Annotated in this window: 18 protein-coding genes; 7 read left to right on the forward strand and 11 right to left on the reverse strand. The window is 69.1% G+C overall.

The annotated features are described in order from the left end of the window. Position 1: 1 nt before the first annotated feature. From glgX to ispD, 5 genes are all read right to left on the reverse strand, one after another. Positions 2-2,134 (reverse strand): glycogen debranching protein GlgX, encoded by a 2,133-nt coding sequence (gene glgX, locus AB6732_RS14415; protein WP_370960602.1) that lies wholly within the window; start codon positions 2,132-2,134, stop codon positions 2-4. 7 nt (positions 2,135-2,141) lie between these two features. Then, complete coding sequence (gene rlmB / locus AB6732_RS14420) at positions 2,142-3,137, reverse strand: 23S rRNA (guanosine(2251)-2'-O)-methyltransferase RlmB (RefSeq protein ID WP_370960603.1); 996 nt, start codon at positions 3,135-3,137, stop codon at positions 2,142-2,144. Positions 3,138-3,192: 55 nt separating this feature from the next. Continuing rightward, a complete protein-coding gene (gene cysS / locus AB6732_RS14425; protein ID WP_370960604.1) occupies positions 3,193-4,653 on the reverse strand; it encodes a cysteine--tRNA ligase in 1,461 nt (486 codons plus the stop codon). Between the two features lie 66 nt (positions 4,654-4,719). Then, positions 4,720-5,217 (reverse strand): 2-C-methyl-D-erythritol 2,4-cyclodiphosphate synthase, encoded by a 498-nt coding sequence (gene ispF, locus AB6732_RS14430; RefSeq protein WP_370960605.1) that lies wholly within the window; start codon positions 5,215-5,217, stop codon positions 4,720-4,722. Next, positions 5,214-5,999, reverse strand: a complete 786-nt coding sequence (ispD, locus tag AB6732_RS14435; protein WP_370960606.1) for a 2-C-methyl-D-erythritol 4-phosphate cytidylyltransferase — start codon at positions 5,997-5,999, stop codon at positions 5,214-5,216. Before ispD ends, ispF begins: the two co-directional genes overlap by 4 nt. A 355-nt stretch (positions 6,000-6,354) precedes the next feature. Here ispD and AB6732_RS14440 point away from each other — a divergent pair, with 355 nt between their 5' ends. Further along, positions 6,355-6,765, forward strand: a complete 411-nt coding sequence (locus AB6732_RS14440; protein WP_370960607.1) for a hypothetical protein — start codon at positions 6,355-6,357, stop codon at positions 6,763-6,765. Positions 6,766-6,864: 99 nt separating this feature from the next. Here the strand turns inward: AB6732_RS14440 and AB6732_RS14445 are convergent, their stop codons facing one another. Beyond that, complete coding sequence (locus tag AB6732_RS14445) at positions 6,865-7,362, reverse strand: CarD family transcriptional regulator (protein WP_066214979.1); 498 nt, start codon at positions 7,360-7,362, stop codon at positions 6,865-6,867. A gap of 258 nt (positions 7,363-7,620) precedes the next feature. Between AB6732_RS14445 and AB6732_RS14450 the strand changes: the two genes are divergently transcribed. Together AB6732_RS14450 and AB6732_RS14455 are read left to right on the forward strand one after the other, a co-directional pair. After that, positions 7,621-8,196: a hypothetical protein gene (locus tag AB6732_RS14450; RefSeq protein WP_144630247.1), complete on the forward strand. Its 576-nt coding sequence runs from the start codon at positions 7,621-7,623 to the stop codon at positions 8,194-8,196. A 303-nt stretch (positions 8,197-8,499) separates the two neighbouring features. Next, positions 8,500-8,772, forward strand: coding sequence for a hypothetical protein (locus AB6732_RS14455; RefSeq protein WP_107004266.1), 273 nt, complete (start codon positions 8,500-8,502; stop codon positions 8,770-8,772). Between the two features lie 165 nt (positions 8,773-8,937). On the opposite strand, the gene AB6732_RS14460 is transcribed toward AB6732_RS14455, so the two are convergent. Further along, complete coding sequence (locus AB6732_RS14460) at positions 8,938-9,618, reverse strand: response regulator transcription factor (protein WP_066214974.1); 681 nt, start codon at positions 9,616-9,618, stop codon at positions 8,938-8,940. Then, the gene (locus AB6732_RS14465) at positions 9,615-10,844 is read right to left on the reverse strand and encodes a sensor histidine kinase (RefSeq protein WP_370961025.1); all 1,230 of its coding nucleotides are present in this window, start codon (positions 10,842-10,844) and stop codon (positions 9,615-9,617) included. The genes AB6732_RS14460 and AB6732_RS14465 overlap by 4 nt, the downstream gene beginning before the upstream one ends. A gap of 208 nt (positions 10,845-11,052) precedes the next feature. Here AB6732_RS14465 and phoU point away from each other — a divergent pair, with 208 nt between their 5' ends. Then, on the forward strand, positions 11,053-11,715 hold the full coding sequence (gene phoU, locus AB6732_RS14470) for a phosphate signaling complex protein PhoU (protein WP_370960608.1): 663 nt from the start codon (positions 11,053-11,055) through the stop codon (positions 11,713-11,715). Positions 11,716-11,861: 146 nt separating this feature from the next. Here phoU and AB6732_RS14475 read toward each other — a convergent pair whose 3' ends face one another. Next, entirely contained in the window at positions 11,862-12,608 is a 747-nt protein-coding gene (locus tag AB6732_RS14475; RefSeq protein WP_066214970.1) for a phosphoglyceromutase, read from the reverse strand. 82 nt (positions 12,609-12,690) lie between these two features. Here AB6732_RS14475 and AB6732_RS14480 point away from each other — a divergent pair, with 82 nt between their 5' ends. Beyond that, entirely contained in the window at positions 12,691-13,524 is an 834-nt protein-coding gene (locus AB6732_RS14480; RefSeq protein ID WP_370960609.1) for a class I SAM-dependent methyltransferase, read from the forward strand. A 33-nt stretch (positions 13,525-13,557) separates the two neighbouring features. Here AB6732_RS14480 and AB6732_RS14485 read toward each other — a convergent pair whose 3' ends face one another. Beyond that, the gene (locus AB6732_RS14485) at positions 13,558-13,881 is read right to left on the reverse strand and encodes a DUF2516 family protein (RefSeq protein WP_370960610.1); all 324 of its coding nucleotides are present in this window, start codon (positions 13,879-13,881) and stop codon (positions 13,558-13,560) included. Between the two features lie 9 nt (positions 13,882-13,890). Further along, entirely contained in the window at positions 13,891-15,069 is a 1,179-nt protein-coding gene (locus AB6732_RS14490; protein ID WP_370960611.1) for a PLP-dependent aspartate aminotransferase family protein, read from the reverse strand. Positions 15,070-15,200: 131 nt separating this feature from the next. On the opposite strand from AB6732_RS14490, the gene tmk reads away from it, so the two are divergent. Then, positions 15,201-15,899, forward strand: coding sequence for a dTMP kinase (tmk, locus tag AB6732_RS14495; protein ID WP_370960612.1), 699 nt, complete (start codon positions 15,201-15,203; stop codon positions 15,897-15,899). Next, positions 15,896-17,038, forward strand: coding sequence for a DNA polymerase III subunit delta' (locus AB6732_RS14500; RefSeq protein WP_370960613.1), 1,143 nt, complete (start codon positions 15,896-15,898; stop codon positions 17,036-17,038). The genes tmk and AB6732_RS14500 overlap by 4 nt, the downstream gene beginning before the upstream one ends. Positions 17,039-17,126: the final 88 nt, after the last annotated feature.

Below are 17,126 nucleotides of genomic sequence, written 5' to 3' on the forward strand. Positions count from 1 at the left end.
GTCAGAGTCGGTAGATGTTCATGGAGAAGGCGTCCACCAGGTCCTTCTCCCCTTCCGCGCGCCGGGTGCCACGGCGTTCGTCGTGGACCAGCGACGTGGACAGCCGGAGTTCGAACTTCGCGGTGTCCTGCTCCGCGGTGATGCCGAGCTCGGACAGACGCGGGAGCACGATCTCCAGATCGCTCGGGCCACCGTTGATCACCACGAGACCGTCGACCTTGCCCCTCCGGGACCCGAGCAGCAGCTGCACGAGGCGCTGGCCCGGGTTGTTCCAATCCTCGCCGGACATGAACTCGCCGTCCTGGTTGAACCAGTGCAGATACGAGTGCTCGTCCCGCTGGGGGTAGTCGAACGGCTGCGCCGCCATGAACTCATGGCGGATCCGGATGGCCCGCTGCGTGGCCCGCAGCATCTGCCGACTCTCCCGCGTGGGCGTCCAGTCGATCCAGGTGATGGCGTTGTCCTGGTTGTACGCGTTGTTGTTGCCCTGCTGGGTGCGGCCCAGCTCGTCGCCGGCCACGATCATGGGGACGCCCAGGGAGACCATGAGCGTCGTCATGAGGTTCCGGCTGGTCAGCGCGCGCTGGGCCAGGAGCGGCTCGACCTCGGTGCGGCCTTCGTAGCCGTGGTTGTAGCTGAAATTGCTGTCGTTACCGTCGCGGTTGTTCTCACCGTTGGCCTCGTTGTGCTTCCGGTCGTAGGAGACCAGGTCCCGCATCGTGAAGCCGTCGTGCGCCGTGATGAAGTTCAAGGACGCGAGCCGGTTGCGGCCGGACGGCGCGAAGAGCGACGCCGAGCCGGACACCACATCGGCCAGTGCGGAGACGCTCCGGCCCTGGTGGCCGGCGTCGATCGCGGCGCGTTCCGACAGCCAGAAGGAGCGCACGGTGTCCCGGAAGCGGTCGTTCCAGTCCACCCAGCCGAAGGGGAAGCGACCCGTCTGCCAGGAGTCGCCCTGACCCACGTCCCACGGCTCGGAGATGAGCTTGACCTCGTGGAACACCGGGTCCGCGGCCAGTGCCACGAGGAAGGGGTGCTTGGGATCGAACTGGTTGTTCTCGTCCCGGCACAGCGTGGTGGCCAGGTCGAATCGGAAACCGTCCACGTGGTAGTCCTGCACCCAGTGGCGCAGGGAGTCCAGCACGAGCTGCACCACACGCGGCTCACCGAAGTTGAGGGAGTTCCCGCAGCCCGTGGTGTCGTAGTAGTTCCCGTTGCCGTCGTGACGGTAGTAGGTCCCGTCCCCCAGGCCACGGAAACTCTGCGCCGGCAGGTCCTTGCCGCCCTCCGACGTGTGGTTGTACACGACGTCGAGGATGACTTCGATGCCCGCCGCGTGCAGGAGCTTGACCATGCCCTTGAATTCGTCCTGGACCGCGCCGGGGCCGGCGGCGCGGGCCGCCTCCGTCGCGTAGTCCGGGTGCGGAGCGAAGAAGGACGCCGTGTTGTAGCCCCAGTAGTTCGTCAGGCCGACGTTCTCCAGGTGAGCCTCGTCCAGGTGGAAGTGCACCGGGAGCAGTTCCACGGCGGTCACGCCGAGCTCCTTGAGGTAATCCACCATGACGGGGTTCGCCAGACCGGCGTACGTGCCGCGGAGATCCTCGGGGATGTCCGGGTGCAGCTTGGTCAGCCCGCGGACATGGGCCTCGTAGACCACGGTGTCCCGCCACGGGGTGTTGGGGCGCCGGTCGGCGCCCCAGTCGAAGTCCTGGTGCATCCGCATCGACACGAGCGAGCCATCCACCATGTCCACGCCCCGGCCGTAGGGGTCCAGCAGCAGGCCGGAGGGCACGCTGGAGTGCGGCGCGCCGTCGTCGTCGCGCCGCATCAGGTGGCTGCCCGTCAGGCGAGCGGCCGTCTCCGGCCCCAGGAACCCGTACTTCGTGCCGAGTGGGAAGCGAGGCACGAGGCCGTGGTGGACCCCGCCGCTCTTCTCCGTCAGGCGCGTGCGGTGCCACTGGCCGTCCTGGCCGAGGTGGTGGACGTCGACGGCGGTCAGCCCGGGGGCGAACACCGCCACATTGACGGTGTCAGGGGCGTACTGGTCGGCCTGACGGGCCGGGGTCACGCCCAGCGGGAACGGCCGGGAGGCCGTCACCACGAATTCCAGGGGCATGGTGATGGGATTGCTCATGGGACTGTCAGGTGTGGGAACGGCGCCGGGAGACTTCGTACAGGGAGATGGCGACGGCCATGCCTGCGTTGAGGGACTCCATGGCGGAGTCGATCGGCACGGAGACGATCTGGTCGCAGTGCTCGCGGACCAGACGGCTCAGACCCTTGCCCTCGGAACCGACCACGAGGCAGATCGGCTCGGTGGCCAGCTCGAGGTCGGGCAGCGAGACTTCGCCGTCGCCGTCCAGGCCGAGCACGAAGATGCCCATCTCCTGGAACGCCTTCAAGGTGTTGTTCAGGTTGCCGGCCCGGGCCACGGGGACGCGGGTGGCCGCGCCGGCGCTGGTCTTCCAGGCGGCCGCGGTCATGCCCGCGGCACGGCGCTCCGGCACCACGACGCCGTGACCGCTGAAAGCGGAGACGGAGCGGATGATGGCGCCGAGGTTGCGGGGATCGGTGATGCCGTCCAGCGCGACGAAGAGCGGCGGGTTGGCGATGTGACCCTTGCGCCATGCTTCGATGGTCTCTTCGGCGAGATCGTAGGGGTCCGCGTAGTCGTACGGAGGCACCTGCAGAGCGAGGCCCTGGTGGACGGCGTCCTCGGTGAGGCGATCCAGTTCCGGCTTGCCGGCTTCGAGGATCGGCACACCGCGCTCGGCCGCGAGCTTCAGGACTTCCTTGACGCGGTCATCGACATCGATGCGGATGGCCACGTACAGCGTCTTGGCGGGGATGCCCGCGCGCAGCGCCTCGACCACGGAGTTGCGGCCGGTCACGAATTCTTCGGTGGCACGGCCCTTGGGACCGCTGGCGCGACGCGGGGCACGGGTGTCTCCCCCGGCGCGCTTGGCGGCCGCGCGCTCGGCGAGGACCTTGTTCTTGTGCGCCTTGTGATAGGTGCGGTCCTCCGCCTTGGGCGTGGGGCCCTTGCCTTCGAGCGACTTGCGGCCATGGCCCCCAGTACCCACGGAGGCGCCCTTCTTGTGCTTACGGACAGCGCCGGAACGGCCGATCTTGGCCATGATTCACCTCTGCAGTAGTGTTGCGGACCTGCACCATTTTACGGTTCAACTCGTGTCAGTCCTGACGCAGGCTCCAGGAAGCCCCCTGCGGACCGTCTTCCACGACCACACCGGCCCCGGCCAGCCCGTCCCGGATGGCGTCCGAAGCAGCCCAGTCCTTCGCCGCGCGAGCGGCAGCCCGGGCCTCGAGCTGGGCCCTCACCAGCGCGTCGAGCGCCTCCAGCGCCGGCCCCTCGGCGGCGCCCGTGGACGCGACGTCGTCCAGTCCCAGAACCCGCGTCATGGCGAGCACCGAGTCCAGCGCGCTCCGGACCGTCTCGGCATCCCCCGCGGCGAGGGCGGCGTTCCCGGCCCGGACGGTCTCGTGCAGCACGGCGAGAGCCTGCGGCACATTGAGATCGTCATCCATGGCCTTCGCGAAGTCGTCCGGCACCAGGCCGTGACTGACGTGACCGAACGTCCCGTTTCCCTGCGACTGAGAGCGGAGCGCGCGGCTGATGAAACCGTCAATGCGCTCGACGGCGGACGCGGCCTCCACGAGCGAGCCCGGGTTGTAGTCGAGCACCGAACGGTACTGCGCCTGGCCCAGGTAGTAGCGCACCACGCGGGGGCTCGCCTGGGAGAGCATCTCCTCCGGGCTGACCGTGTTGCCGATCGACTTGGACATCTTCTCGCCCTGGTACGTGACCATGCCGTTGTGCATCCAGAAGTTCGCGAAGCCGTCGCCCGCCGCCGCGGACTGGGCCAGTTCGTTCTCGTGGTGCGGGAAGCGCAGGTCCAGGCCGCCGCCGTGGATGTCGAAGCGGGGGCCGAGGTACTTGGTGACCATGGCCGAGCATTCCAGGTGCCACCCCGGGCGTCCGCGGCCCCAGGGGGAATCCCAGGCGGCGGTCTCGGGGTCGCCCGCCTTGTGGCCCTTCCACAGCGCGAAGTCGCGGGGGTCGCGCTTGCCGCGCGGGTCGGCGTCGGTGGCGGCCTGCATGTCGTCGATCCGCTGGTGCGTCAGCGATCCGTACTCGGGCCACGAACGGACATCGAAGTAGACGTCGCCGGAGCCGTCCGGGGCGGCATAGGCGTGGCCGCGTTCGATGAGCCGGGCGATGAGCGCGTGCATCTCCGGGATGTGGCCCGTGGCGCGCGGTTCGTAGCTCGGCGCGGACACTCCCAGCGTCTCGTACGCGGTGCGGAACGCCTGCTCGTAGCGGTAGGCCAAGGCCCACCACGGTTCCTTCGCCGGGCGGTCGCCGTCCGGGACGAAGCCGTCCTCGAAGGATTCGGCGGACTTGGCGAGGATCTTGTCGTCGATGTCCGTGACATTGCGGACCACGGTCACCTCGAAGCCCCGGTAGCGGAGCCAGCGGGTGAGCTGGTCGAAGGCGATCGCCGAACGGACGTGGCCCACGTGGGGCAGGCCCTGGACGGTGGCGCCGCAGTAGTACAGGCTCGCCTTGCCGGGCTCGAGCGGCTGGAATTCGCGGACCTGGGCTGAGGCCGTGTCATAGAAACGCAGTGTCACCTGCCAAAGCCTATGCCCTGGGGTCCGTCCCCGCCATTTGCGCCGGGACGGACCCCAGGGACGAGCTCAGGCCCCGTCCTCCGGGAGCGGATAGACGAGAGCTGTCGCCACCGCGGTGAGCCCTTCGCCGCGGCCCAGGAAGCCGAGGCCGTCCGTGGTGGTGGCGGACACGCTGACGGGTGCTCCGGCGGCCTCCTTCAGCACCGCTTCCGCTTCAAGCCTCCGCGGCGAGAACTTGGGGCGGTTGCCCAGGAGCTGCACGGCGACGTTGCCGATCCCGAATCCCGCCTCCCGCACGAGCCGTGCGGCCTCGGTGAGCAGTCGGACGCCCGAGGCGCCGGCGAACTCGGGGCGGCCCGTGCCGAAGTGGGTGCCGAGGTCGCCGAGCCCGGCCGCGGAGAACAGCGCGTCTGCCGCGGCATGGGCGACGACATCCGCGTCGGAGTGCCCGTCCAGTCCCCTCTCGCCCGGCCAGTGGAGACCGGCGAGCCAGAGGGGCCGGGGCGCGTCCTCGGGGGCGTAGGCGTGTGCGTCGACGCCGACGCCGGTGCGCGGGATGATCATGCCTCCCCCACCCAGCGCCCGGCGAGCGGCCCTTCGAGCAGGCCTTCGGCGAGGATCAGGTCCACTGCCGTGGTGATCTTGAGCGAGTAGCTGGAACCGGCCACCACGTGGACCGGGATTCCGCGGGACTCGAGCAGCATGGCGTCGTCCGTGATGGCGGCGGCCTGCCGGTCATCGAGGTACTGCGCGTCCTCGTGGGCGGCCCGCAGCGCGGCCAGGCTGAAGCCCTGGGGCGTCTGGACGGCCCGCAGCGTCTCCCGTGCGATGTTGCCCGTGACGAGTTCGGGGGCGATCTCCGCGTCCGCGCCGTGCCCCGCGTGCACCTGCTTGATGGTGTCCACCACGGGGATGGCGGGGATGACCGCCCGGGCACCCGCCCGCAGGGCGTCGGCCACCCGCTGGAACACCTGGACCGGGACGAGCGGCCGGGCCGCGTCGTGCACCAGGACGTGTTCGACGTCGTCCAGCACGGTGAGCGCGCGCGCCACCGAGTCCGAGCGGGTCGCGCCGCCCTCCACGACGGAGAGGCTCCACGGCGCACCGGGGTGCTCCGCGCGGAAGTTCTCCACGACCTCCCGCAGCGCGGCGCCGTCGCCGGCGTCCGCGGAGGGGAGCGCGACCACGATCGCGTCCGCGACGCCCGCGGCCACCACTCCCGACAGGGCGTGCCGCAGAATCGGTTCGTCGCCCAGGAGGACCTGGGCCTTGGGGATGCCGAATCCCAGGCGCTGCCCGGAGCCGGCCGCCAGGACCACCACCCCGAGCCGTGAAACAGAAGTCATAGAGCCAGCGTAGTCGCGGCGGAGGCGCCCGGCGGCAGCAGACGTTTGACCTCAACCATGGTTGAGGCGGTTGGCTGGCACCATGCGGATCACTTCAGTCGCCTTCAACACTTCCGACCTCCAGCGCGCGGAAACCTTCTACTGAGAGCTCCTCGGGCTCCCGGTCCACCGCGAGGACGCCGGGCTTCTCGTCCGGATCGGCACTTCCGAGCTGCGGCTCCGGGAGGGCCCCACGGGGCCGGGCCGTCAGCACCTCGCGTGGACGATCCCCCGTAGGCAGCTCCCCAGCGCCAAGCTCTGGCTCAGTTCGCGGGTCACGCTGCTCCGGGACGCCGACGGCCAGGACGAGTTCGACATGCCGGCCGTGTGGAACGCCCGGTCGCTCTACTTCGCAGATCCTGACGGGAACATCCTGGAACTCATCATCCGGCGCGACATCCCCGACGACCGGGACCACCCCTTCACGGCGGCCGACATCCAGAACATCAGCGAGGCCGGAGTGCCGGTCGCGGACGTGGAGGCCACTGCGGCCGGGATCCGTGCGGCCTTCGGTCTTCCCGACTACGGCCGCGGATCGGCGTCGTTCCAGCCTCTCGGCACCGTGCACGGGATGCTCCTCCTAGTCACTCCCGGCCGGTCCTGGTTCCCGACGGACGAGCCCAGCGGCACGTCACGGCTCGAGGTGACGATCGAGGCGGACCGGGACGGGCGGATGATGCCCGCACCGGGGATCGTCCTCACGTCGCGGCGCGGAACGAGCTCCTGACAACACCAGGGACCCCGAACAGCGAAAGGCCCGTCCGGTGCTGGTGCACCGGACGGGCCTTTCACAAAACAGATCTTTCGGAAAACCCTGCAGGGACTGCTAGGAAGCCTTCACGTCCGAGGCGAGAACCTCGTCCAGAACGTTCGCAGCGTGCTCCTCGTCCGTCTTCTCGGCCAGGGCCAGCTCGGAGATCAGGATCTGACGCGCCTTCGACAGCATCCGCTTCTCTCCCGCGGACAGGCCGCGGTCCTGGTCACGGCGCCAGAGATCACGCACGACCTCGGCGACCTTGATCACGTCACCGGAAGCCAGCTTCTCCAGATTCGCCTTGTAACGGCGGGACCAGTTGGTGGGTTCTTCGGTGAACTCGGCACGGAGGACGTCGAAAACGTGCTCCAGGCCTTCCTTGCCCACGACATCCCGAACGCCCACCAGATCGACGTTCTCAGCGGGCACCTCAATGGTGAGGTCGCCCTGGGCTACGCGGAGCTTGAGGTACATCTTCTCAACGCCCTTGATGGTGCGCATCTTGATCTCTTCGATCTTCGCAGCACCGTGGTGAGGGTAAACAACCGTCTCGCCGACTTCAAAAACCATGTGGATTATCCCCTTTCCCGACTTCCAGTTTACCACGTGTGAGCGCCGCAACTTCCCGGGCCGGATGCCGCTCTTCCTTGAAATATCAAGGATCCAGGCCCACTCACAGGTTCGTCACGTGACTTGACGGACCGGCAAAAAGGTGCATCCGGGTCCCCGTGTAACAGGGGCCCGGCCCCGCTGAACCCGGGCCTGTCCCATTTGCCGATAAACTGTCAGCAAAGAGCTCTCATTCACTCGTGCAAGGAGTTACGTAAAGTGCGTTCCACTGCCCCCCAGACCGTCAAGCCCGGCAAGCGCGCCCTGGCCGCCGCAGCGTTGGGCCTCGGACTCCTCGCCGCCACCACCGCCTGCTCCGCCACCTCGGCCCAGCAGACGACCCACCAGTACGCGGCATCGGACGGCGTCAACGCCCAGTTCGGCGACATCAAGGTCCGCAACGTCATGCTCGTCAGCGACGGCGAGAAGAACCCGGGCCGCCTGCTCGGCAGCATCTTCAACGGCAGCAAGCAGGACGTCACCGTCACGGTGAACGGCGCCGAGGGCTCCCAGACCCAGGTCCGCGTCAAGGCGAACGACGAAGTGTCCCTCAACGAGAAGAGCGACGCAGCGATCCTCAGCACCACGGGCGGCGCTCCGGGTTCCCTGGTCAGCCTCCAGTTCTCCGGTGAGGGCAAGACCGACGACGTGAAGGTCCCCGTCCTGGACGGCACCATCAAGGAGTACAAGCAGTACCTCCCCGCCCCCAAGGCCACCCCGGGCGCCTCCACCAAGGCCGAGCCCACCACCTCCGCCACCCCGGAGTCGACCTCCACCACCGAGGGCGGCCACTAGCCTTCAGCCGGCTTCGGCCTACGGCCGGACTCCGGCCCGCACGACGACGGCGCGGACCCCGCGCGGTGACCTGCTCACTGCCGGGGGCCGCGCCGTCGTCGTTCCCCCTCAGGGACGTTTTTCCCGCCCGGAGGCGCGGCTTGGCGGACGCGGAGGAACCCCTGCGGACGCCCCCGGAAACCCTGTGAGCAAACACACAGCCGCGTCAGCCGTCCAACAGGTGCCACGGGGACGCCGGTGCGGAAGAATAAGAGGTGCGGCTTGAGCCGCCCCTTCCCTGGAATTTTCTGTCAGAGGACGACTATGACCATTTTGAACCTGGTCCAGCCGCGGTCCATCAGCCGCCAGCTGGCACGCCTCGACACCCCCGGCCGCTTCTTCGGCGCCTACCTCCTGGCACTGGCCATCCTGGCCGCCCTCATGGTCGGTCTGGGAGCGCTCGGCGGAGTGGCCCTGAACCTCGGCGTCACCGCCGTGTTCATGCTGCTTCTCGCGGAGCTCGTCCTGACGGTGGCCTTCCTGGCCGTCGCGCTGGGCGGGCCCCTGTACTGGAGCTCGCAGCGGCGCGGACGCTAGAGCCTCCGCGCCGGAGCACGTCAGGCACCACCAACGCTGAAGGAGCGGCCCCTCGGGACCGCTCCTTCAGCGTTTTCCGCGGACGCTTTCCGCAAGCCTTCCCGGCACGCGCCCTCCGTCAGCCGCCCCGGGACTCCCGGGACCCGGTGATCCGAGGCCCAGTGCTCACGGCTCGAACTTGTAGCCCAGCCCTCGGACGGTCACCAGATACCGGGGTGCGGAGGGGTCGGGCTCGATCTTGCTGCGCAGGCGCTTGACGTGGACGTCGAGGGTCTTGGTGTCCCCCACATAGTCGGAGCCCCACACCCGGTCGATCAGCTGGCCACGGGTCAGGACACGGCCGGAGTTCCTCAGGAGCATCTCCAGGAGCTCGAACTCCTTGAGGGGCAGGGAGACCTGCTCGCCGCCGACGCTGACCACGTGCCGTTCGATGTCCATGCGCACCGGGCCGGCCTGGACGGTGGTGGTGATGAGCTCCTCCGGCTCGCCCTGACGGCGCAGCACGGCCCGCACGCGGGCCACCAGCTCCCGGGACGAGTACGGCTTGGTGACGTAGTCGTCCGCGCCGAGTTCCAGGCCCACCACCTTGTCGATCTCCGAGTCCTTGGCCGTCAGCATGATGACCGGGACCGAGGACCGCTGACGGAGCTGCCGGCACACCTCGGTGCCGGACTGGCCGGGCAGCTGGAGGTCCAGCAGCACCAGATCCGCGCCGTTCCGGTCGAATTCGGTGATGGCGTCGAGGCCGTTGTCCACGACCTCCACCTCGAAGCCCTCCTTGCCGAGCAGGTAGGACAACGGGTCGCTGAAGGACTCCTCGTCCTCCACAATCAGAATGCGGCTCACGCCTGGACTCCTTCGTGATGAGCGCTGCTTTGATGAGCGTTGCGGCGGCCGGTCCTGCCGGCCTCGTGGGTTTCCTCCGGGCTCCCCGCGTCGTCGGAGGACTCGCGGCCCTCCATCTCGGGAAGGCGGACGGTGAAGGTGGAACCCTGGCCCGGCTGAGACCAGACGGACACCTCGCCACCGTGGTTGGACACGACGTGCTTGACGATGCTGAGCCCCAGGCCCGTGCCGCCGGTGGCACGGGAACGGGCGGCGTCCACCCGGTAGAACCGTTCGAAGACGCGCTCCTGGTCCTCCGGTGAGATGCCGTCGCCCTGATCGGTCACCGAGACGGCGATGAGACCTTCGCGCGAACGGATGCCGATGCCCACCCGGGTGTTCTCCGGCGAGTACCGGATGGCGTTGTCGATGAGGTTGCGGAAGGCCGTGGTCAGGAGGTCCGGATCGCCGAAGACGCGGGCGTCGGTGCCGGCGCTGCCGACGACGAGGGTGATGTTCTTGCTCTCCGCAGGAAGCTTGGAGCGGTCGACGGCGTCGGCGATCACGTGGTTGATGTCCACCACGGTGCCTTGCAGCGCGATGTTCGCTCCCTGCAACCGGGACAGTTCGATGATGTCCTGCACCAGGTCCGCGAGACGCGAGGCCTCCTTGTGCATGCGCTTGGCGAAGCGGCGCACGGCCACCTCGTCATCCGAGGAGTCCTCGAGCGCCTCGGCGAGCAGGGAGATGGCGCCCACGGGGGTCTTCAGCTCGTGGGAGACGTTCGCGACGAAGTCGTTGCGGATCTCCTCGGTGCGGGTGATCTCGGTGCGGTCATCCGCCAGCAGCAGCACGTATTCGTCACCCAGGGCCGCGGCGCGCACCTGCACGATGATGGAACCGGCGCCGAGCGGGCCGCGGGGCAGTTCGAATTCGCCCTCCAGGACCACGCCGTCACGGCGCACCTTCGCGGTCATCTCGAGCAGCTGGTGGTGCACCACGGTGTGGCCGCGAACCAGGCCGTAGGCGTAGGCGGCAGGGCTGGCGCGCACGACGCCGTCGATGTCATCCACGATCACGAAGGCCCGGCCCAGGACGCTCAGGACCTCCGCGGCGCCCTCCGGAAGCTGCGCTTCGTCCAGCTCGTCATCCACCAGGGTGCGCTGATGTTCACTCGCACGGAACGCGAGGACGCCGAAGACACCGAGGCACAAGCCGACGAGGCCCGCGATGACGCCGATGAGCAGAGGATCCACATCCCCAGCTTACGGTCCGGCATGACGGCATCCGGCCAGATTGCGGGGCGGAGCAGTCCGGTTCAACTAACGTTCACTTTCAGGACGTGCACTATTCACGGCCTGCTGACACTGTAAGTAGCTGGACCACCAGCGTGTTGGGGGCGCTCCCCGGACGGGGCGTCACTGCGGCACGCAGCCATACGAAAGGACGCCGTCAGTGCGCAAGGCTTTCCAGGATGAGCTCGCCCAGGTGGGCGATGAGCTCGTTGAAATCTCCAAGTTGGTGGCGACCGCCATCCAGAACGCCACGCAGGCCTTTGAAACCGCTGATGTGGACCTCGCCCAGGACGTGATCGCCGCGGACGCCCGCATCGACTTCCTGCAGAACGCCCTCGACGAGAAGGCCATCGACATCCTGGCCCTCCAGGGCCCCGTCGCCAGCGACCTGCGCATGATCGTCAGCTCCCTGCGCATGAGCGCCTCCCTAGAGCGCATGGGCGACCTGGCCCGTCACATCGCCCAGCTCACCCGCCTGCGCTACCCGGCCCCGGTCATCCCGGAGTCCCTGCGGGACACCTTCCGCTCCTTCGCCGAGTTGGACATCCAGATCGCGAACAAGGTGGCCGAACTCCTCGAGACCCACGACCTGAACGTGGCCCGCCAGATCGTCCGGCTCAACCTCGAGGTCGACGAACTTCACGCCGGCGTCTTCAAGGCCGTCGCGGCGGCCGACTGGTCCGGCAACGCCTCCACCTCCGTGGACGTCGCCCTGGCCAGCCGCTACTTCGAGCGCTTCGCCGATCACGGGGTCTCCGTGGCCCGCAAGGTCAGCTACCTCGTCAACGGCGAGTGGCAGCCGGAGGAGATCGGCGGCGCCTGACGCTGACTCGGATACGACGACGGCGACTCACCCTGAGCGGGCGGGTCGCCGTCGTCGTTAAGCGTCGAGAAACAGCGCGAGCCGCCACTTAGCGCCCTTTTCCACGCGGGATTCGGGCGCCAAATGGCGGCTCGCGGAGGCTGGGGCTATTTTTTGCCCTGGTTCGCGACGGCCTGGATCGAGGCCGCGGCGGCCTCGGGATCCAGGTAACGGCCGCCCGGGTTCAGAGGGGCGAAGTTCTCGTCCAGTTCGTAGACGAGCGGGATGCCCGTGGGGATGTTCAGACCGGCGATGTCGTCATCCGAGATGCCGTCCAGGTGCTTCACGAGCGCACGCAGCGAGTTGCCGTGCGCGGTGACCAGGACGGTCTTGCCGGCCTTGAGGTCTTCCTTGATGTCGGACTCCCAGTACGGCAGGAGGCGGACCAGGACGTCCTTGAGGCACTCGGTGCGGGGCACGGCATCGCCCAGATCGGCGTAGCGCGGGTCGCCCACCTGGGAGAACTCGGAGTCGTCGGCCAGGGGCGGCGGCGGGGTGTCGTAGCTGCGGCGCCACTCCATGAACTGCTCCTCGCCGAACTCGGCGAGGGTCTGGGCCTTGTCCTTGCCCTGGAGTGCGCCGTAGTGACGCTCGTTCAGGCGCCAGTCGCGCTTGACGTCGATCCAGCCGCGGTCGGCCTTCGCCAGGGCGATGTTCGCCGTGTTGATGGCCCGCTTGAGGCGTGAGGTGTAGAGCACGTCCGGCAGGACGTCGTTCTCCACGAGCAGCTCACCGCCGCGGGCGGCCTCGGCACGGCCCTGATCGTTGAGGTCCACATCCACCCAACCGGTGAAGAGGTTCTTGGCATTCCATTCGCTGTGACCATGGCGCAGCAGGATCAAGGTGTACGTCATGCTTCAATCCTAGCCAGCCGCGGAGGCCCCCGGTCGTTTGCGTCTTAACGTCACCGTCCGTGACCGCGCCTACCATGGGACGGTGGTCCAGAAATCCGAACGTCTCCGCGCCCCCGGCCGCGCCGCGGGCAGGACTGGGAGACCCCTGGGCAATGTCACCCGCGGGACCACCAACCCCAACCGCATGCGCCGCGTCGACCGGTGGATCACCGGCACGCAGGCCTGGCGGTTCCGGGACGCCGACCGGCCACTGGCAGTCGATCTGGGGTATGGGGCGAGCCCGCGCACCGCGATCGAACTGTTCGAGAGGCTCCGCACCGTGGATCCCGGCTTCCGGCTCACCGGGGTGGAGATCGAGCCGGGCCGGGTGGCCCGGGCCCTGGAGGAGGCCAGGCTGGGTCTGGACTTCCGGCTGGGTGGATTCGAGCTTCCGGTGGACGAGCGGCCGGTGCTGGTGCGGGCTTTCAACGTCCTGAGGCAATACGACGAGGGCGATGTCGCGGCCATCTGGGACACCCTGCGTTCCCGGCTGGCCCCGGGCGGGCTCGTGGTGGAGGGGACGTGCGATGAACTGGGCAGGACCGCCTTCTGGGTGGCGCTCGACGGCGACGGTCCCCTCAGCCTCCACCTCTCGGTGCACTTCGGCTCGCTGGAGCTGCCGTCCCAGACGGCGGAGCGCCTGCCCAAGGCTCTCATCCACCGGAACGTTCCCGGCGAACGCATCCACGCCTTCCTGAATGCCGCGGACCAGGCCTGGCTGGCCGCGGCCCCTCTGGCGAGCTTCGGGAAACGGCAACGCTGGATGAGAATGTGCGAAGTCCTGCGGGACACCGGCTGGCCCGTGCTCGACGGCCCCCACCGCTTCCGCCTGGGCGAGCTGTCCGTCGCCTGGGCGGCCGTGGCGCCCGGGGCGTGAAGCCCTCGGCCTCAGGCCAGGCTCACCATCTGTTCACCAGCTGTTGTAGCCCCCGCTGCGGAGATCCTTGATGGCGGGCCGGACATCAGCCAAGTAGACGCAGGACGCCGTCACGGCGACGAGCGCGAACAGGCCCAGACCACCCGATCTGGACAGGACGGACAGCAGGCCGACCGCGGCGGCCGCCCCGGTGACCGCGAGCCAGAATCCCTTGCTGCGCTTCATGGCGGCCTCGAAGTCCCCGGGCTTCCGGATCAGGGCGTCGACGAACGCCCAGGCCTCCAGCCCGAAGGCCACCAGGCCCATCACGAAGTAGACGGCCATGGTGGCAAAGGAGATCAGCATCTGTCCGCTCACGGCTCCAGCCTATCCTCCGTGGCCCGGCAGCGCGTCGAGCGCCTGCGACAGATCCGCCCAGAGGTCCTCCACGCTTTCGATCCCGACGCTCAGCCGCACGAGGTTGTCCGGGACGCTGACAGGCTCGGCGACGTGGCGCCGTCGTCGTTCGATGAGTGACTCGACACCGCCCAGGGAGGTCGCGGGCACCCAGAGCCGCAAGGCCCGCACGAGAGCGTCAGCGTTCTCGGCGCCGCTGCGGCCGCCGGACGGCCCCACCTCGATGGCCAGGATGGAACCGAAACCCTTCAGCTGGGCCGCGGCCCGTTCGTGGCCGGGATCCTGGGGCAGCCCGGGGAATCGGACACGCTCCACGGCCGGGTGCGCGGCGAGCCGCTCCGCGAGGATCTGCGCGCTGGCCTGCGAGCGCTCCACCCTGAGCGCAAGAGTCCGAAGACCCCGCAGTGCGAGCCAGGCCTCCCAAGGCCCGGCGATGGACCCGTGGAGCGCGCGGTGATGCAGGAGGGTGTCCCGCAGACTCGACTCCCGGGCGACTAGCGCACCGAGCACCACGTCCGAATGGCCCGCGAGGTACTTCGTGACCGAGTGCAGCACCAGGTCCGCGCCCAGAAGCAACGGCTGCTGGACCAAGGGGGTGCAGAACGTGTTGTCCACGACCACGAGCGCGCCCGCCTTCCGGCCCTCGGCGATGAGGACGGGAAGATCGGCGACCCCGAGCATCGGATTGGTCGGGCTCTCCAGCCAGAGCAGATCGGCCGCGCGGTCTTCGGCTGTCAACGCCGTCAGGACGGCGTCCGTGTCGGCGATGTCCACGAGCCTCAGAGTGAAGAGCCCTTTCTCCGCGAGCTCGGTGGCCATCTGCACGGTGCCTGCATAGGAGTGCCCCGGCATCACGACGACCCCGCCGAGCGGCACAAGGGACAGCGCCGCGCTCACGGCCGCCAGACCCGAGGAGAAGAGCAGCGCCGGCTCGGCAGACCCTTCCAGCCGGCCCAGGACGTCCTCGAACGCCTCCCAGGTGGGATTCGCATACCGCCCGTAGCCGCGGTCCCCGGCGCCGAGCGGTCCCGTGCCGATGAAGGTGGAGGAGAGCACCACGGACGGGTTCACGGGGGCGTCCCGCTCCCGGTCCGGACGGCCGGCGGCCACCACGAGTGAGTCGGGGCTGAGGTCCAGGGATTCGTGCATGGACCTCACGTTACGGCGCATTCCGGCATCGCAGGCAAGGGGATCCCGTCATGTGGGCAACGGGATCGCCGGTCATCCACAGCAGCGCGGACTCTCCGCCTGCACCCAGCTTGGCCCGCTAGGCTGTGAGGGTGACTACCAGCGCAAACGGAACCGGCCTGTTCATCGCCTTTGAAGGCGGCGACGGCGCCGGGAAGTCCACGCAGAGCCGGCTGCTGGCCGAGGCACTGCGGGGACGCGGCATGGTAGTCGTCCAGACCCGGGAACCCGGCGGCACCGAGATCGGTGAGAAACTCCGGTCCCTCGTCCTGGACCACGGGCACGGCGAGATCGATCCCCGCACCGAGGCCCTCATGTACGCGGCGGCCCGCGCGGCACACGTGGAACAGCTCATCCGCCCCGCCCTGGCCCGCGGCGAGGCCGTCATCACGGACCGGTACATCGACTCCTCGGTCGCTTATCAGGGCATCGGGCGCGGGCTCGGAACCCAGGAGGTCCGGGATCTCAATGCCTGGGCCACCGGCTCCCTGTGGCCCGACTTCACCGTGGTGCTGGACGTGGATCCCGTCGAAGGACGTGCCCGCCGGGCCCCCGGCGGCGAGGACCGGCTCGAATCCGAACCGGACTCCTTCCATGCCCAGGTCCGCAACGCCTACCTGGAAGCAGCGGCCGCCGCCCCCGAGCGCTATCTGGTCATCGACGCCCGTCAGGACGTTCAGGTGATCGCCGGCCTGATCCTGGAACGGGTGGAGCAGGTCCTCTCGGCTCATGGCGCCGCGTCCGCCGTCGCGACGGGCGCCGGCCCGGGTTCGCCGGGAGCAGGCGCGTGACGGTCTTCGACGAACTCCGCGGCCAGGACGCCGTGGTCACCCAGCTCCGCCGGGCGGCCGCGGGCGACGGGATGACCCACGCCTGGCTTTTCACCGGCCCGCCCGGCTCGGGCAGATCCAACGCGGCCACGGCCTTCGCCGCGGCGTTGAACTGCGAACAGCCCGACCCCGCCCAGCGCGGCTGCGGCCAGTGCCACGCCTGCCGGACGATTCTCGGCGAAACGCACCCGGATGTGCAGCACGTCCGCACCGAGAAGGTCACGATCACCATCGACGAGGCCCGGGAACTGGTCTCGACCGCAGGCAACCACCCGGCGTCCGGCCGCTGGCGCATCATCATCGTGGAGGACGCGGACCGCATGGCCGAGCGGACCACGAACGTGCTGCTCAAAGCCATCGAGGAACCCACCGCACGCACCGTCTGGATGCTCTGCGCCCCCTCCCCCGCAGACGTGCTGGTCACGATCCGGTCCCGTTGCCGCGGCGTGGGTCTGCGCCTGCCCGCGGTGGACGACGTCGCCGCACTGCTCGTGGCGCGCGACGGCGTGGACCCGGCTCTCGCGGCCAGCGCGGCGCGGATGGCGCAGAGCCACGTCGGGATCGCCCGGCGTCTGGCCCGCGACGCCGACGCCCGGCAGCGGCGCCTGGAAACCGTCCGGTTCCCCCTCGCCCTGAAAGGCATCACCTCCGCGGTGCTCATGGCGGAACGGCTCATGTCCATCGCGACCGCCGAAGCGGACAGCTCGAACGCCGAGCGTGACGCCACCGAACGCGCCGCGCTCCTGGGATCGCTGGGACTCGAGGAGGGCGCCACCGTGCCGCCTGCCCTGCGCAGCCAGCTCAAGCGCCTCGAGGAGGACCAGAAACGGCGCGGAAAGCGGTCGGTGACCGACTCGCTGGACCGGACCCTGACCGACCTCCTCTCCTTCTACCGGGACGTCCTCATCCTGCAAGTGGGCGCCACCGGGTCACTCGTGAACGAGGAGATCCGGGCGGACATCGAGGCCTTCGCAGCCGACGGGACGCCGGAGGAGACCCTGGCGAGGATCGATGCCATCAACCTCACCCGGCGGCGCCTGGTCACCAGCAATGTGGCCCCGTTGCTGGCCTTGGAAGGCATGGCTGCGGGGCTGGTCTGAGACCGGCGCGAACCGGGTATCGGGACCAGGAAACGATTCACAGACAGAACTGCGGCCGGAGTGGACCGGCCCGCGGAGACGACACGGC

This window comes from Arthrobacter sp. RCC_34, from assembly GCF_041360795.1.
In the GTDB taxonomy this organism is placed as follows: Bacteria; Actinomycetota; Actinomycetes; order Actinomycetales; family Micrococcaceae; genus Arthrobacter_E.

Coding starts and splice junctions, on each gene's coding strand:
- glgX (WP_370960602.1), bottom strand. CDS start 2,134: ATGAGCAATCCCATCACCATGCCCCTGGAATTCGTGGTGACGGCCTCC.
- rlmB (WP_370960603.1), bottom strand. CDS start 3,137: ATGGCCAAGATCGGCCGTTCCGGCGCTGTCCGTAAGCACAAGAAGGGC.
- ispF (WP_370960605.1), bottom strand. CDS start 5,217: ATGATCATCCCGCGCACCGGCGTCGGCGTCGACGCACACGCCTACGCC.
- ispD (WP_370960606.1), bottom strand. CDS start 5,999: ATGACTTCTGTTTCACGGCTCGGGGTGGTGGTCCTGGCGGCCGGCTCC.
- AB6732_RS14440 (WP_370960607.1), top strand. CDS start 6,355: ATGCCGGCCGTGTGGAACGCCCGGTCGCTCTACTTCGCAGATCCTGAC.
- AB6732_RS14445 (WP_066214979.1), bottom strand. CDS start 7,362: ATGGTTTTTGAAGTCGGCGAGACGGTTGTTTACCCTCACCACGGTGCT.
- AB6732_RS14455 (WP_107004266.1), top strand. CDS start 8,500: ATGACCATTTTGAACCTGGTCCAGCCGCGGTCCATCAGCCGCCAGCTG.
- AB6732_RS14475 (WP_066214970.1), bottom strand. CDS start 12,608: ATGACGTACACCTTGATCCTGCTGCGCCATGGTCACAGCGAATGGAAT.
- AB6732_RS14490 (WP_370960611.1), bottom strand. CDS start 15,069: ATGCACGAATCCCTGGACCTCAGCCCCGACTCACTCGTGGTGGCCGCC.